We start from the raw sequence: 15,081 nt of genomic DNA, 5'->3' as shown, positions 1-15,081 counted from the left end.
AGTCGAAAAATGACTAACTTTAGTTTTTATCGGACAGTAGTGATTGAAAATATGTTTGCAGAGCAGTGTATTTATTTAAATAATTTAATCACTTTAATAAAGTATAATATTCATTATAAATAGTTGAATATGATATGCTAAAATAGCAAATAATTATTGTACCTAACATTTTTATTAATTAATTTAATATTTTAAAAATAAAATATCTACTATGAGATATCTCATTGCCTTTTTACTAGTGTTTTTTGGGTTCTTAGTGAACGCAAACGCACAAAGCTGGAAGCAACTCAACACCGAACCATACGCAGGTAAACAAGACGACATTTGCTTCATCAATGAAAATACCGGCTGGTATGTAAACGGATTTGGAAAGGTTTTTCACACCAATAACGGCGGCGAAACATGGACCAAACAATGGGAACAAAAAGGCAGCTTTTTTAGAACCGTGGCTTTTATCGACGATCAGTTGGGTTTTGTAGGAACTGTGGGTACCGAGTATTTTCCAAACGTAACCGACACCATTCCGCTTTATCGAACCCGCGACGGTGGTGCATCTTGGGAAGCCGTTTCGTATAAAGGACCGTATGTGAAAGGATTATGCGCCATCGATGTGGTTAAAGAACAATACATCAATCACGGAAACATCGACTACAAATACCATCTTTTTGCTGTGGGCCGTGTCGGAAGCCCAGCAAACCTGCTTATATCGCACGACGGTGGAGAAACTTGGCAATCGAAATCGCTGCAAAACGATTGCAAAATGCTGTTCGATATTAAAATGTCGAATAAAAACCTCGGTTTTGCCTGTGCTGCCAGCAGCGACGATGTTTCGCAGTCTAATGCCGTAATTCTGAAAACAACCGACGGGGGCAAATCTTGGAAAAAAGTGTACCAATCGGCACGACCGTTCGAAACTACTTGGAAAGTTTCATTTCCGACGCCGGAAGTGGGTTACGTAACGATACAATCGTACAATCCCGATCCAAACGTCAAGCAACAACGCCTTGCCAAAACAACCGACGGCGGCGAAACGTGGTCGGAAATCAATCTTGTTGAAGATGCTGCTGCACGCGAATTTGGAATTGGATTTATCGATGCCAATCACGGTTTTGTTGGAACCTTGAACAGCGGTTTCGAAACCAAAGACGGTGGAAAAACCTGGACGAAAATCGATCTAGGTCGCGCCTGTAAAAAAATTCGCATCTACCGCAACAGCGCCAACAAAGTGTACGGCTACGCCATTGGCGTGAATGTTTTTAAATGGATGGAAGAATAATTGGTCGTAAACCGAATTTTGCTGGCCGAATGCTCCTCTGCGAAAGCACATTAAACTGTGAACAACTGCCTAATAATTATTCTCAATTCTGCTAGTCAGTTTTTTATCTTTGCCGCTTCTAACTCAAATTAGCTTATGAAGCGAAACACACAACAACTCCAAGACCTATGCATTCAGGTTCGACGCGACATCCTGCGCATGGTACACGCGGTAAATTCTGGGCATCCCGGCGGATCGCTCGGCTGTACCGAATTTTTCGTAGCTCTGTACCAAAACATTATGGATCGCAAAGAAACATTCGATATGAATGGCGTAGGCGAAGACATTTTTTTCTTATCAAACGGACATATTTCGCCGGTGTTCTACAGCGTTTTGGCGCGTTCGGGCTATTTTCCAGTTTCCGAATTAGCCACGTTCCGACACATTAACTCTCGTTTGCAAGGACATCCAACTACACACGAAAAACTTCCCGGTGTACGAATTGCTTCCGGTTCGTTAGGGCAAGGTTTATCGGTAGCCATTGGTGCTGCACAAGCGAAGAAATTAAACGGCGACAACAAATTGGTGTACTCGCTTCACGGCGATGGCGAATTGCAGGAAGGTCAGAATTGGGAAGCAATCATGTATGCTTCGGCTAAACACGTTGACAACTTAATTGCTACGATCGATTTAAACGGAAAGCAAATCGACGGATCGACCGACGAAGTATTGGCTATGGGAAGCTTGCGCGCTAAGTTCGAAGCCTTCGATTGGACGTTAATCGAAATTAAAGAAGGAAACAACCTCGACGCAATTATTTCCGGCATGAACGAAGCCAAATCGCTTACCGGAAAAGGAAAACCAGTTTGTGTGTTATTGCATACCGAAATGGGTCACGGCGTTGATTACATGATGCACACGCACGCATGGCACGGAAAAGCACCAAACGATGCGCAATTAGAAGCCGCTTTAGCACAAAACACCACTACTCAAGAAACCGATTACTAGCATGAAAAAATATACAAACACGGGAAGTAAAGACACGCGCTCAGGATTTGGAGCCGGTTTAACGGAACTAGGACTTAAAAACCCGAATGTGGTTGCGCTTTGTGCCGACTTAATTGGTTCGTTAAAAATGGACGATTTTAAAAAGAATCATCCCGACCGCTTTTTTCAAGTAGGTATAGCTGAAGCGAATATGATTGGTATTGCGGCCGGTTTAACTATTGGTGGTAAAATTCCGTTTACGGGAACTTTTGCAAACTTTTCTACCGGACGCGTGTACGATCAAATTCGTCAGTCGGTAGCCTATTCAGATAAGAATGTGAAAATATGTGCCTCGCACGCCGGTTTAACGCTGGGCGAAGACGGCGCAACTCACCAGATTTTAGAAGATATTGGACTGATGAAAATGCTTCCGGGCATGACTGTCATCAATACCTGCGATTACAACCAAACGAAAGCGGCTACTTTGGCCATTGCCGACCACCACGGACCGGTTTATTTGCGTTTCGGGCGCCCAGTGGTTCCGAATTTTATGCCTGCTGATGAGGCTTTTGTAATTGGAAAGGCCGTGCATTTGCAAGAAGGAACCGACGTTACAATTGTAGCAACCGGACATTTGGTTTGGGAAGCGCTTTTAGCCGCCGAAGCCCTCGAAGCAGAAGGAATTTCGGCAGATGTGTTGAACATCCACACGATCAAGCCGTTAGACGAAGAAGCCATCTTGCAATCGGTTGCAAAAACAGGCTGCATAGTTACTGCCGAAGAGCACAACTTTTTAGGTGGTTTGGGCGAAAGCGTTTCGCGCGTTTTGGCATTGAATAACCCACGTCCGCAAGAATTTGTAGCGGTAAACGACAGCTTTGGCGAAAGCGGCACACCCGAACAATTGATGGAAAAGTACGGTTTAAACGCCGCATCGATTGTGGCAAAAGCCAAAAAAGTTATCGCAAGAAAATAAGTTTAAGTTGCATTTTTAGGGCAGCATTTCGCGCCTTGCTTTTCATCCCGATAGCTATCGGGAATAAAAAGTCGCACATCCTTACGTCGTTTTTGGGCTTCCGTTGGTCGCCACAAAAAAGCCAAAGGCTGTTGCGGCTTTTTCTTTGCGCGCTTTCCGTTGCAGTCGCGGCTGCGGGCAATCGTTACCGAAAAACAATGCTAACAAACTATGTGTGTATCGACGACTTTCGCAGAGTGGATAGTTTCTTCTTTACATATATTAAGCGCACTATTTTGTGTTAACGACAGCAGCGAAAATCCAGCTGCGAGCGGCAGTTGCCGAGCAGTAACCCTACAGCTATCGAGGGCAGCGAATGGCGTGGCCTGTGCGCGCAACGAAACGTTGATTACAGCTAATTTTAGGCGCAGGAAACACCCAAAAAAAAATTGCCCTCGCAACTCATTCGTTTAAAAGCCGATGTAGCTAAAACCGAGACCAGGAGCTTGTATCAAAAAAAAGCTGCTTCCGAAGAAACAGCTTTTGGGATTTAGATTTTATAACGCTTTCGATCGTTTTCGTTCAGGTAAATTTTACGCAAGCGAATCGATTTCGGAGTTACCTCCACATACTCGTCTTTTTGAATGTATTCGAGAGCTTCTTCTAATGAGAACTTAATTGCAGGTGTGATACGCGTCTTATCATCGGCACCAGCAGAGCGGAAGTTGGTAAGCTGTTTTGTTTTGGTGATGTTCACTACCATATCATCGCCGCGAGAATTCTCGCCAATCACCTGACCTTCATACACATCTTCGTTTGGATCTACAAAGAATTTTCCACGATCCTGAAGTTTATTAATTGAATACGGAATTGCTTTACCGTTTTCCATAGAAATCAACGAACCGTTGATACGTCCAGCAATTTCTCCGCGGTAAGGTTCGTAGCTTACAAAACGGTGCGCCATAATTGCTTCTCCGGCAGTTGCCGTAAGTAATTGGTTACGCAAACCGATGATTCCGCGCGATGGAATGTTGAATTTGATGATCATTCGATCGCCACGACCTTCCATACTTAGCATTTCACCTTTACGGATGGTTACAAATTCGACCGCGCGACCCGATACGTGCTCCGGTAAGTCGATCGTTAACTCTTCGATTGGCTCACATTTCACACCATCAATTTCTTTTATAATAACTTGAGGCTGACCAATTTGCAACTCATATCCTTCACGACGCATGGTTTCAATCAAAACCGAAAGGTGCAATACACCACGTCCGAAAACCATAAATTTATCTGCCGAGTCGGTTTCATTCACACGAAGTGCCAAGTTTTTCTCTAACTCTTTGCTTAAACGCTCCTTGATGTGTCGTGATGTCACGAACTTTCCTTCTTTTCCGAAGAACGGCGAGTCGTTAATGGTAAATAACATACTCATTGTTGGCTCATCGATAGCAATCGTTTCAAGCGCTTCCGGATTCTCAAAATCGGCAATTGTGTCGCCAATCTCAAATCCTTCGATACCTACAACGGCACAAATATCACCTGCATTAACTTCGCTAACTTTTTTACGACCAAGACCTTCGAACGTGTGAAGTTCTTTGATACGCGATTTCAACACACTACCGTCGCGCTTTACCAACGAAATTGGCATTCCTTCTTTTAAAACGCCACGCTCTAAACGTCCGATAGCAATACGACCGGTAAACGAAGAGAAATCCAGTGAAGTGATGAGCATTTGCGGTGTTCCTTCGCTTACTTTTGGCGCTGGAACGTGCTCTATAACCATATCTAGTAAAGGCTCGATGTTTTGAGTTTGATTTTGCCAATCGGTCGACATCCAATTGTTTTTCGCCGAACCGTAAACAGTTGGGAAATCGAGCTGTTCTTCGGTAGCACCGAGTTCGAACATTAGGTCGAATACTTTTTCGTGTACTTCTTCTGGTGTACAATTTTCTTTGTCGACTTTATTGATAACCACACAAGGTTTCAAACCTAGATCGATTGCTTTTTGAAGTACGAAACGCGTTTGTGGCATCGGACCTTCGAAAGCATCGACGAGTAAACAAACGCCGTCGGCCATATTCAAGACACGCTCTACTTCTCCACCGAAATCGGCGTGACCTGGCGTATCGATGATGTTAATTTTAGTTCCTTTATAATTTACCGAAACGTTTTTAGAGGTAATGGTAATTCCGCGCTCGCGTTCCAAGTCGTTGTTATCGAGGATTAAATCTCCAGTATTCTCGTTTTCACGGAACAGTTGACAATGGAACATAATTTTGTCGACTAGGGTTGTTTTACCGTGGTCAACGTGTGCAATAATTGCAATGTTTCTAATAGCGCTCATGTGGTCTGATTTTGACGGCGCAAAGGTACACTTTATTTAGCGATAAATATAATTGTCTAAAACTTAGTTTGAAAAGTGAATTTCGTAACGAATTCTTTAAAGAATGTTTTAAATTAATGAGAATTATTCTACAAGAATGTAGGTTAATTCGATATATTTGAGTAATGAAAAGCAATGCTAATAAAATTACTGTAGTATTTGTTTTGGTTGCAGCCTTTGTAGCGATAGTTTCTGTGGTTACTATGGATGCTGCTTTTTCCTCGGATACTTTTGACCATCTGTACCTTCATATTGCTCGAGATTTAGTTTTCATAATACTAACCGCTTTCGTTTTACGGTATTTTATTATCAAAAACGATCAGCGAAACCGAGATACATTACGCAGTCTTGAAGAGCGCACCAAAGCGATAAAGCAAGCAAATGAGCGCTACGATATTGTAGCAAAAGCAACTTCGGATACCATTTGGGACTGGAATATACCGACCGATCACTTCGAGTGGAACAAGGGAATTTTCGAAATATTTGGCTATGGAGCCGATGATATTGAAAACAACTCGTCGTGGTGGTTCAGTAAAATTCATCCGCAAGATTCGATGCGTATTTCTGTGAATTTATATGCTTTTCTAGCACAAAAGAGTCAGAATTGGCAAGCAGAATATCGTTTTCTGCGCAAAGATGGTAGTTACAGGTACGTGCTCGACCGAGGTTTTTTGGTTTTTGGTCCGGATGCACGCCCAGTGCGTATGATCGGTGCCATGCAAGACGTGACTCGATTAAAGAAAGAAGAACGCCGACTGAAATTACTGGAAACCGTAATTACCAATACTTTAGATTCGATTTTAATTACCGATGCCGATAATTCGAAATTTCCGATTCCACAGATTGTTTTCGTCAACAAGGCCTTTGCAAACATGACCGGTTTCGACGAATTGGAGTTGCTGCAAATGAGTCCGTATCAATTGTACGACTTGGAAGAGAACCGAACCTTACTCGACGAGTTGGTTTTAGCCATCGCACAAAAGAAAACTGCTGAAATGGAGCTTAAAAGTGCGCGTAAGGATGGTGCACGATTTTGGGTTCGGTTTTCTTTCGTACCTGTCTTTGATAATGAAGGAGAGCACACACATTGGATTTCCATTCAGCGTGACGTAAGCAAGCAAAAAGAACAGGAAAAAGAACGCGAGCAGCTTATTAGAGAACTTTCGCAAAACAACAAAGATTTACGACAGTTCTCGTATATCACTTCGCACAACTTAAGAGCACCCATCTCGAATTTAATCGGCTTGCTTCAACTTCTTGAGGAAGAGCAAATTGATAATGAAACGGTAAAATTGATCGTTGAAGGCTTTTCAAAATCAACGCATTTATTGCAAGAAACCGTTAATGATTTAGGGAAAGTGGTAATAATTCGCGACAATCCGTCGATTGAAAAACAACTTATCGATCCACTCGAGTCATTAAATCGGGTTAAAATGCAAATTGACAACCTGATCAATATCTCAGAAGTGAATATGGAGCTTAACTTCGAACCGGAAGTCGAGCTGTATGTAAATCGTGCGTATTTTGAGAGCATCTTACTCAACTTGTTAACCAATGCAGTGAAATATCGAAACAAGAAACGTCCGTTGAAAATTGTAGTTTCACTACGTCGGGAAGAGCAGTTCGATCGTCTGAGTTTTGCCGATAACGGTTTGGGAATCGATTTAGAAAAACACGGTTCTAAAGTCTTTGGTCTGTATCAGCGTTTCCATAATTTACCCGACAGTAAAGGACTCGGCTTGTATTTGGTGAAATCGCAGGTAGAAAGCATGGGTGGACGCATTGAAATTGCCTCATCCGTGGGCTGCGGCACTACTTTTATGATTGATTTTCAAAGAAAACTGTGATGGAAAAGTACGTTACTGTTATTGATGACGATCCTATTGCGCTTATGGTAGCAGGCTTGGTTCTTAAGAAAATTCCGAATATTAAGGTCCAAACTTTCACAGATGGAATTGAAGCCTTGCAAGTCTTGAGATCGTCATTGACATCCGACAAGAAAAATCAATTTGTTTTTCTTGATTTGAATATGCCATTGTATGACGGCTGGGAAATAGTTCAGCAAATGGGTGCAGATGACAGCTTGCAATCGGTAAAGATTGTTTTGTTGAGTTCGAGTGTCGACCCCGAAGACCAGCAACGAGCAAAACTCTATTCTCAGGTCATTGCATTTCTAGAAAAACCTCTTTCTAAAGATGCTGTCGAAAAATTAATGCAATAAAAAAGCCGCTACAAGAGCGGCTTTCACTATATATTGAGTAAGTCGTTACGCTAATTTAGCTACGTGCTTAGTTAATTTACTTTTTAAGTTCGAAGCTTTGTTATCGTGAATAACATTTTTCTTCGCTAACTTGTCGATCATCGAAATCACAGCAGACAATTTCGCTGCAGCTTCCGACTTCACAGTGGTTAGGCGTAAAGCTTTGATTGCGTTACGAGTTGTTTTGTGTTGATATCTGTTAAGCACGCGTTTTTTCTCGTTGCTTCTGATTCTCTTTAAGGCCGATTTATGATTTGCCATCGCTATACTTGTTCTTTAATTCTTAATTTGTAGTCCGTAGGGGAATCGAACCCCTGTTACCAGGATGAAAACCTGGCGTCCTAACCCCTAGACGAACGGACCAATTGTTTTTTCAAAATTTGGTAGCCCGTGGGGGAATCGAACCCCCCTTACCAGGATGAAAACCTGGCGTCCTAACCGATAGACGAACGGGCCATTTCGCTGAATGCGGTTGCAAAAATACAACTAATTTTTATTCGCGCAATAGTGAGCTATATTTTTTTCGCAGAACTGTTGGTTAAATTTCAAAAAACACACCGATGTTCGTTAACATCTTGATTACGTATCGATTGTAAAGACTTGAAAACCTGAGAAATCACTATTCCACAACAAAAAAACGACTTAACTTGCTTTCAAAGCCTAAATAAAACACTTAAAAAACCAACCTTAAGGCAACGAACACGTATTTAAAAACGCCTTTTAGTATGCTTTTGCAAACAAAACACGTCCGATCGATGGTTTTCCGCTATACATACAGGTTCCTGCTTCTAGAGTACGATCGAGCGGAATACAACGAATAGTTGCTTTTGTTTCGTCTTTAATACGCTCTTCAGTTTCGGCAGTTCCATCCCAATGTGCCGCAAAAAAACCACCTTTGGTTTCTAACAATTCTTTAAATTCACTGTAAGAATCAACAGCCGTTATGTGCTCGTTTCGGAACGACTCTGCTTTTTGAAAAAGTGTTTGTTGAATTTGTTCTAATAAATCAACCACTAAAGTAGCGATGCCATCCACGGCAGCAACTTCCTTAGTCAAAGTATCTCGTCGTGCTAATTCCACAGTTCCGTTCTCAAGATCCTTAGGTCCGATCGCAATACGCAACGGAACTCCTTTGAGCTCGTACTCGTTGAATTTAAATCCGGGTTTGTGCGTAGTTCGGTTGTCGAATTTCACGCGTATCCCGAATCTCTTTAATTGATCTGAAATTTCATTTGCTTTCGCAGAAACGGCAGCATATTCTTCATCAGACTTATAAATAGGAACGATGACCACCTGGATTGGCGCCAAATTTGGTGGTAGCACCAAGCCGTTATCGTCGGAATGCGTCATCACTAAAGCACCCATTAAACGCGTACTCACACCCCAAGATGTTCCCCAAACGTAATCTAACTTTCCGTCTTGTCCTGCAAACTTCACATCGAAAGCTTTAGCAAAATTCTGACCCAAAAAGTGCGATGTCCCTGCTTGTAAAGCTTTGCCGTCTTGCATCAGTGCTTCAATACAATAAGTTTCTTCGGCACCAGCAAATCGTTCACTCGGCGATTTTAGTCCTTTTATAACGGGAATCGCCATAAAGCGTTCCGCAAAATCGGCGTACACATGCATCATTTTTTCTGATTCTTCAATTGCTTCCTCTCGTGTAGCATGTGCGGTATGTCCTTCCTGCCAGAGAAACTCGGCAGTTCTAAGAAAAAGTCGCGTACGCATTTCCCAACGAACCACATTTGCCCATTGATTAATAAGGAGTGGCAAATCGCGGTACGACTGAATCCAGTTTTTATAGGTCGACCAAATAATTGCCTCGCTGGTTGGACGAACGATGAGTTCTTCTTCAAGCTTAGCATTGGGATCAACGATAAGTTTTCCTTTTTGATCGGGATCGTTTTTCAAACGGTAATGCGTTACGATGGCACACTCTTTTGCAAAACCTTCGGCATTGGTTTCCTCGGCCTCAAACATACTTTTAGGCACAAACAGCGGGAAATAGGCATTAGAGTGCCCCGTTTCTTTAAACAAACGATCGAGCTCCTGCTGCATTTTTTCCCAAATAGCGTAGCCATACGGCTTGATAACCATACATCCGCGAACTCCCGAATTTTCTGCTAAATCGGCTTTTACGACTAGCTCATTATACCATTTTGAATAATCTTGCGTTCTGCTTGTAAGGTTCTTGCTCATAGCCTGTAATTTGGCATAAAAATTGTTTGATTTTCTTTAACTAAAAGGTCGGGCAAAACTAAGTAAATTTGTATAGTCAGACAATAAATCCATTGGATATGAAAACGAATAAAATATTTCGGTCGTCTCTTACCTTTTGCATCATGTCGCTCATCAGTCTAGTAACTCTAAACAGTTGCGGTAGTTATCAGAGCACTTCCTATTACGAGAAAGAGTACGCGAACAATTCAAATACGACAACTAGTTCGACAACTGGAAGTCCGTATAAAAGCTATTTCGGTGCACGCCGGGAAGAGATAGAAACGACTATCGCCCAGATGAATCAAGATTCAACACAAGTGCAGGAGCGTCCGTCGGGAAATGCCGGCTGGGGTGAAAACTCGGGCACTACGGTTGTCAACATTTACGATAACGGCTGGGATAACTGGGGCTGGGGTCTTGGTTGGAACGCCGGCTGGGGCTGGGGACCGGGCTGGAACAGCTGGGCTTGGGGACCTGGTTGGGGCTGGGGACTTGGCTGGGGTTGGAACTCTTGGTACGGACCTGGTTGGGGCTGGGGTCTTGGCTATGGCTGGGGTTGGAACTCTTGGTATGGTCCAGGCTGGGGCGGCGGCTGGGGCTGGAACAATTGGGGTAACTACGCTGTAGGTTACGGACGACGTGGCTCTTATTATGCAAATGGTATCGGCGGCAGAAATAGCTATGGAAATCGCGGCAGATACGAATCTTCTTACCGCGGAAATGGAAGAAATTCTCTCTACTCAAATAGAGGAACGACCAGAAATAGCTTTAGCAATCGAAACAGCGGACGAAATTCTGACTACAACTACTCAGGCCGAAACAGTAGCACGCGAAATAACGCCAGCTACAATACGGGCGGTCGAAATAATTCATACACACCATCGCGTTCATCAAGCTCGAGCACCAGAAATAGTAGCTCTACCCGAAGCTATTCGCCTAGCAGAAGCTATTCTCCAGCAGGTGGCGGCGGCGGACGCATGGGCGGCGGTGGCGGTGGAAGTCGCGGCGGTGGCGGAGGTCGAAGATAAGACCCGGTAAAAGAATTTTTCAATAAAAACGCTTAAATCATCAATCATGAAAAAAATTCTGCTTTGCGCGAGTGGACTTCTATTAACGTGCTCCATTCAAGCACAATCAGTTACTGATGCTTTACTCTACGGCTTAGACAATACCAATGGAACTGCACGCTTTCGTGCCATGGGAGGAGCCTTTGGCGCGCTGGGTGCCGATATGTCGGCTCTGTCGTTGAATCCCGCAGGTTCAGCATTGTTTACGTACAATCAAGGTGCAGCAACATTGAGTAGCGTGAACTCTTCCGCGAAAAGTGTGTATTTCGGAACCAATGCTAAAAACTCCGACAGCACCATAGATTTAAACCAAGCAGGAGCTGTTTGGGTATTTACGGATAAGAGTGGAAAAAGCGACTGGAAATCGTTTTCTCTGGCCATCAATTACGAAAACCAAAACAATTTTTTAAACGCACAAACCGCCGTTGGTACGAATCCAACAACGTCTATCGATAGCTATTTCTTAGACTTTGCCCAAGGTATTCCGTTCGGAATTATTGCCAACAACAACTTCTTAGATCTGACGTATCAAGAACAACAGGCTAGGTTAGGCTTGGATGGACTAATCATCGAACCAAACACAACAAACACTTACGTAAGCACACTTAGCGGTCAAAGTAATTATTTTCAAAGAAATACAGTTCTTTCAAACGGTTTAAACGGAAAATTGTCTTTCAATATAGCAACCTCATACAAAGACCGTCTTTATTTTGGTTTAAATTTAAATACACATTTTACCGATTACACACGCAGGACGTCTTTCTACGAAGATTACCGCAACTCACCTGGCCACGACAACAGTGATGGAGTTCAAAACGTGAACTTTATCAATGAGTTGTATACTTACGGCAACGGATTTTCTTTTCAAGTAGGAGCCATCGGAAAGGTGACGGAAAACTTCAGACTAGGTGCTAGCTATCAATCTCCAACTTGGTTGCGTCTAACCGACGAAAACCGTCAGACGTTGCGAGTAACCACAGACGAACAAGGCGGATTTTTTGCTGATCCAAACGTTACTATCATTTATCCCGTGTATCGACTACGAACACCTTCACGACTCGGATTGAGTGCTGCATATGTTTTTGGAAAACACGGTTCGCTTAGCTTTGATTACGGCAGAAAAGATTATGGAAATTCAACTTTTACAACCTCTTCCCTATTTTTCGACCAGCAAAACCAGAATATCGAGCAGCTTTTGACTGCTGCTAATGAATATCGAGCTGGTGGTGAATTTAACATAAAACAATGGTCGATTCGCGCAGGTTACAGATTGGAAGAAAGTCCGTACAAAGACAGCCGAACTCTTGGCGACGTAACTATGTATTCGGGCGGTTTGGGTTACAACTTCAGACATTTTCGTATCGATGTAGCCTACACGCTTATGCGCCGAGAAGCAGCTACAGGATTTTTCGAACAAGGACTCACCAGCCCAGCACAATACCGTTTAAAAAACAACAATGTGTCGGTCAGCTGCGTATTTGCACTGTAAAAACACAAACTACAAAATTCTTTAAGCCGCACTTCTGTGTGGCTTTTTTTATGTCCTATACTTTGCAACAGAGTTCGCTCCCGTTAAAGTAACAGCTACTATGAAAAATGCAGCAACAAATTCATATTCATGGCTTTACCTTTTTTAATTTGTAATATTGCAATATTACCNCTGTAAAAACACAAACTACAAAATTCTTTAAGCCGCACTTCTGTGTGGCTTTTTTTATGTCCTATACTTTGCAACAGAGTTCGCTCCCGTTAAAGTAACAGCTACTATGAAAAATGCAGCAACAAATTCATATTCATGGCTTTACCTTTTTTAATTTGTAATATTGCAATATTACCTCTTATAAAATACTGATAAACAATATTATAAGAAAAAAAAAAAAAATGACACCCAATAATTTCTACATTCCCCTATCTATTTCTCCCTCAAATACGTTATTTTACAGAAAAACCCTAACAGACTGGTCTGCGAAGGAACAACGATTAGCTCTAAGACCCCTTACCTTCTTCACAACCTCCGTTCCTATGGCAGACCAACTACAAATTACCAAAAGAGACTGCCACAAATTCGGGCATTTGAATGGCAGATTCTAACAAATGAAGTACTTTTGCAGTCCAATTTCGAAACCTTGAGAACAAAAAGTTTAAAGAAGAATAAAATCAACGTGATTACGCTGGGGTGCTCTAAAAATGTGTACGATAGCGAAGTTTTGATGACGCAATTGAAAGCGTCGGGTAAAGACGTTGAACACGAAGCACCACGAGATCGAGAGGGAAATATTATCGTAATTAATACCTGCGGTTTTATTGATAATGCGAAGGCAGAATCAGTTAACACCATATTGGAGTACGCCGAAAAGAAAGATCGTGGCGAAGTAGATAAAGTATTTGTAACAGGTTGTTTGTCGGAACGCTACCGACCCGATTTGGAAAAAGAAATACCTAACATCGATGCGTTTTTTGGCACAACCGACTTGCCGTTGTTGCTAAAAGCTTTGGGCGCCGATTATAAGCACGAGCTTTTGGGCGAGCGACTTACCACGACACCTAAAAATTACGCATATTTGAAAATTGCCGAAGGCTGCGATCGTCCTTGCAGCTTTTGTGCCATTCCGCTGATGCGCGGAAAACACAAATCGCAACCTATTGAAAAACTTGTTGCCGAAACAAAATCGCTCGCTAAAAACGGCGTTAAAGAACTCATTTTAATCGCTCAAGATTTAACGTACTACGGTTTAGATTTATACGGAAAACGCACCTTAGCCGAGCTTTTACAGGCATTGGTCGAAGTAGAAGGCATTGAATGGATTCGACTACACTACGCCTTCCCTACCGGTTTTCCGATGGAAGTTCTCGATTTGATGAAAGTCGAACCAAAAATTTGTAATTATATCGATATTCCGTTACAACACATTTCTGATCCGATTTTAAAATCGATGCGTCGCGGCACTACCGAAGCTAAAACCACGGCTTTGTTGAAAAAATTTCGCGCGCGGGTTCCTGAAATGGCCATACGAACCACACTCATTGTAGGTTATCCGGGCGAAACGGAAGCCGATTTTGAATGCTTGAAGAACTTTGTACGCAACATGCGTTTCGACCGTTTAGGCTGTTTCACCTACTCGCACGAAGAAGACACTCATGCATTCAAATACGAAGACGACGTTCCAGACGAAGTTAAAAAAGCACGTGCCGCAGAAATCATGGACATTCAATCGGAGATTTCCTGGGAATTGAATCAGCAAAAAGTTGGTAAAACGTTTCGTTGCGTGATTGATCGTAAGGAAGGCGGCTATTTTGTAGGACGCACGGAATTCGATAGTCCGGATGTGGATAATGAAGTTCTAATCGACGCCAGCGCACATTATCTGAAAATCGGCGAATTTGCCGATATTGAAATAATCGATGCTGCCGATTTCGATTTATACGGCGTTCCAGTAAGTAAGAATTAACTCTCGATTCAGAATTTTTCGATAAGTTTCAGGTAATTGTCCTGCTTCAAAACAAAGACACGTCAGCAAAAACGCTTACTTTTAGTACGTTGTTTTACCAACTAATTTTGTTTTGATGCGACTCTTTATAAAAACAATTCTCACACTTTGCTTATTTAGCTTGGACGGATTTGGTCAAAGTGAATTAAAAGCGACCGACTTCGACGAACGCTTCTACGATTACTTAATCAATCAAACCACGTCAATCCATTCGAATTCTTCGAAACTAAAGAACATCGACTTGAATAGCGATGGGATTCTTCAAAGATCAGAAGTTGAACAAATAAACAACATACAGCTAAAAAATCTCAATGAAAATCCAATTTCATTGCGTGGAATCGAAAACTTCAGCAATCTAGAAACACTTATTTTAACCAACGTTAATGCAGAGACGCTCGACTTACGAGCTTTAACGAAAATACCTAAGTACACGACAAAAATTGTATTAAATTAATTTCCAGCT

At 42.3% G+C, this 15,081-nt stretch carries 12 protein-coding genes and 2 tRNA genes; 9 read left to right on the top strand and 5 right to left on the bottom strand.

The features are described from left to right. Nucleotides 1–211: 211 nt before the first annotated feature. The 3 genes from CHX27_RS04940 (at nt 212) to CHX27_RS04930 (ending at nt 3,218) form a co-directional block, all read left to right on the top strand. The gene (locus CHX27_RS04940) at nt 212–1,276 is read left to right on the top strand and encodes a WD40/YVTN/BNR-like repeat-containing protein (RefSeq protein ID WP_094485653.1); all 1,065 of its coding nucleotides are present in this window, start codon (nt 212–214) and stop codon (nt 1,274–1,276) included. Between the two features lie 135 nt (nt 1,277–1,411). Further along, complete coding sequence (locus CHX27_RS04935) at nt 1,412–2,263, top strand: transketolase (RefSeq protein ID WP_094485652.1); 852 nt, start codon at nt 1,412–1,414, stop codon at nt 2,261–2,263. 1 nt (nt 2,264) lies between these two features. Further along, nucleotides 2,265–3,218, top strand: a complete 954-nt coding sequence (locus CHX27_RS04930; RefSeq protein ID WP_094485651.1) for a transketolase family protein — start codon at nt 2,265–2,267, stop codon at nt 3,216–3,218. A gap of 529 nt (nt 3,219–3,747) precedes the next feature. Here CHX27_RS04930 and typA read toward each other — a convergent pair. Continuing rightward, complete coding sequence (gene typA, locus CHX27_RS04925; RefSeq protein ID WP_094485650.1) at nt 3,748–5,544, bottom strand: translational GTPase TypA; 1,797 nt, start codon at nt 5,542–5,544, stop codon at nt 3,748–3,750. A 164-nt stretch (nt 5,545–5,708) separates the two neighbouring features. Here typA and CHX27_RS04920 point away from each other — a divergent pair, with 164 nt between their 5' ends. Together CHX27_RS04920 and CHX27_RS04915 are read left to right on the top strand one after the other, a co-directional pair. Beyond that, complete coding sequence (locus CHX27_RS04920; RefSeq protein WP_094485649.1) at nt 5,709–7,430, top strand: sensor histidine kinase; 1,722 nt, start codon at nt 5,709–5,711, stop codon at nt 7,428–7,430. Then, a complete protein-coding gene (locus tag CHX27_RS04915; RefSeq protein WP_094485648.1) occupies nt 7,430–7,804 on the top strand; it encodes a response regulator in 375 nt (124 codons plus the stop codon). The genes CHX27_RS04920 and CHX27_RS04915 overlap by 1 nt, the downstream gene beginning before the upstream one ends. Nucleotides 7,805–7,849: 45 nt before the next feature. Here CHX27_RS04915 and rpsT read toward each other — a convergent pair whose 3' ends face one another. From rpsT to proS, 4 genes are all read right to left on the bottom strand, one after another. Next, nucleotides 7,850–8,104 carry a 30S ribosomal protein S20 gene (gene rpsT, locus CHX27_RS04910; RefSeq protein WP_094485647.1) on the bottom strand — a complete coding sequence of 85 codons (255 nt, stop codon included), beginning with the start codon at nt 8,102–8,104 and terminating at the stop codon, nt 7,850–7,852. A gap of 30 nt (nt 8,105–8,134) precedes the next feature. Continuing rightward, nucleotides 8,135–8,206: transfer RNA gene (locus CHX27_RS04905), tRNA-Glu, on the bottom strand. A gap of 18 nt (nt 8,207–8,224) precedes the next feature. Then, nucleotides 8,225–8,299, bottom strand: a tRNA-Glu gene (locus CHX27_RS04900). A gap of 264 nt (nt 8,300–8,563) precedes the next feature. Continuing rightward, nucleotides 8,564–10,042 carry a proline--tRNA ligase gene (gene proS / locus CHX27_RS04895; protein WP_094485646.1) on the bottom strand — a complete coding sequence of 493 codons (1,479 nt, stop codon included), beginning with the start codon at nt 10,040–10,042 and terminating at the stop codon, nt 8,564–8,566. A 98-nt stretch (nt 10,043–10,140) separates the two neighbouring features. Between proS and CHX27_RS15510 the strand changes: the two genes are divergently transcribed. From CHX27_RS15510 to CHX27_RS04870, 4 genes are all read left to right on the top strand, one after another. Next, nucleotides 10,141–11,091: a hypothetical protein gene (locus tag CHX27_RS15510; protein WP_165764441.1), complete on the top strand. Its 951-nt coding sequence runs from the start codon at nt 10,141–10,143 to the stop codon at nt 11,089–11,091. A gap of 46 nt (nt 11,092–11,137) precedes the next feature. Next, complete coding sequence (locus tag CHX27_RS04880) at nt 11,138–12,619, top strand: OmpP1/FadL family transporter (RefSeq protein ID WP_094485644.1); 1,482 nt, start codon at nt 11,138–11,140, stop codon at nt 12,617–12,619. A 637-nt stretch (nt 12,620–13,256) separates the two neighbouring features. Next, nucleotides 13,257–14,579, top strand: coding sequence for a 30S ribosomal protein S12 methylthiotransferase RimO (gene rimO / locus CHX27_RS04875; protein ID WP_094485643.1), 1,323 nt, complete (start codon nt 13,257–13,259; stop codon nt 14,577–14,579). A gap of 115 nt (nt 14,580–14,694) precedes the next feature. Further along, entirely contained in the window at nt 14,695–15,072 is a 378-nt protein-coding gene (locus CHX27_RS04870; RefSeq protein WP_094485642.1) for a hypothetical protein, read from the top strand. Nucleotides 15,073–15,081: the final 9 nt, after the last annotated feature.

The organism is Flavobacterium aurantiibacter, from assembly GCF_002251775.1.
Classification (GTDB): domain Bacteria; phylum Bacteroidota; class Bacteroidia; order Flavobacteriales; family Flavobacteriaceae; genus Flavobacterium; species Flavobacterium aurantiibacter.
Note: the sequence above shows the minus strand (reverse complement) of the source record. Positions and strands in the feature narration are given on the sequence as shown.